The 1,415-nt window shown below is 62.1% G+C and carries 1 protein-coding gene; it reads right to left on the bottom strand.

Annotated features, from left to right (window positions below; genetic code table 11):
• Positions 1–75: 75 nt before the first annotated feature.
• Positions 76–1,326, bottom strand: coding sequence for a group II intron reverse transcriptase/maturase (ltrA, locus tag HH308_RS29250; RefSeq protein ID WP_170197812.1), 1,251 nt, complete (start codon positions 1,324–1,326; stop codon positions 76–78).
• Between the last annotated feature and the right edge of the window lie 89 nt (positions 1,327–1,415).

Here is a 1,415-nt window from a genome sequence, read left to right as displayed (position 1 = left end):
GGGGGTCTCGCCCCGGGGCTCCCACAGAACGGAGCGTGACAGTCTCCCGTCACTCCGCTCTTCTCATCGAGTCCGTCAGAACTCGGTCATCCACACCCAGTGGGCGAACATGCCTGGTTGACGTGCCACCAGGTCGTGCCACCATCGTCGGGCCTTCTTGAATGACCTGAGCCGTTTGAATCTCCGTCGCGCCCAACGCACCAGGTAGGTGTTGATACGTCGGAGCAGGGCGTGAAGCTCGGTCCGGTAAAAGCGGCCGTAGTAGGTCATCCAGCCGCGAATGACGGGATTGATCCACCGGGCCAGTTCTGCCAGATCGGTGGTGGTGCGTAGATGCAGCCGCCAGGAACGAATCACCGCGCTCATCTGCTTGCACGCGGTGTCGCTGACCGCGGGCAGGAACGCCGAGAACATGCTCGACTGATCCCGCGTCAACGCCTTCCTGGCCCGAAATGTGTACCCCAGAAACGTAAACGACGTGTTCTCGTGGTCGAGACGCCGGTTGCGGTCCTTGCAGTACACGATTTTCGTTTTGGCCGGATGCAACTGCAACCCGACCTGCTCCATCCGTGTGTCCAGCGCGGCCAGCACAGTGCGGGCCTGCCGCTCGGTCACACAGTGCACCACCGCGTCATCGGCGTACCGTTCGAAGGTAACTGTCGGGAACTCCCTATCCAGCCACGAATCGAACGCGTAATGCATGAACAGGTTCGCCAACACCGGTGAGATCGCTGACCCCTGAGGAGTGCCGCGCTCCCGCTCGACGTCCCTGCCCTGCGGGCTGCGGATCGGGGCGGCTAACCACCGCTGCACGTACAGCACAATCCACCGCTGCTCGTGAGTCACGTTGGCCTGCACCGCCTTGACCATCAAATCCCAGGCGACACTGTCGAAAAACTTGCGGACATCCAAATCGATGACCCACGCCGTCGACCAGCATCGTTGCCTGCATGTGGCCACCGCATCCAGCGCCGAACGCCCCGGCCGATACCCATAGGAGTCCTCATGAAAAATCGACTCCGTCCGAGGCTCCAGCGTCAACGCGGCCACTGTCTGCGCCACCCGATCCCCCACAGTGGGCACACCGAGAACCCGGATCCCACCATCGGCTTTCGGTATCTCCACAGCCCGCACCGGCGGCGGAAAGTAGGCCCCCGAGGACATCCGATTCCAAATCTTGTACAGATTGTTCTTCAGATCGGCTTCGAACTCCTCGACCGACACCCCATCCACCCCGGCTGCACCCTTGTTCGCCTTGACCTGTCCCCACGCCTTCCACACCAAGCGCTTGGAAATATCGAACGGTTTCCCGCCCGGACCTGACATGCTCACTCGTCTCCTCCCAGGCCTTCGGCCCGGTTGCTCGAACAACCACATCCCCATGAGCCGGCCCCTTCGCTCCACCCCCATTACAG

Source organism: Gordonia asplenii (genome assembly GCF_012933505.1).
GTDB classification, from domain to species: Bacteria; Actinomycetota; Actinomycetes; order Mycobacteriales; family Mycobacteriaceae; genus Gordonia; species Gordonia asplenii.
The sequence above is the reverse complement of the archived record's forward strand: the minus strand, read 5'-3'. Positions and strand labels throughout refer to the sequence as shown.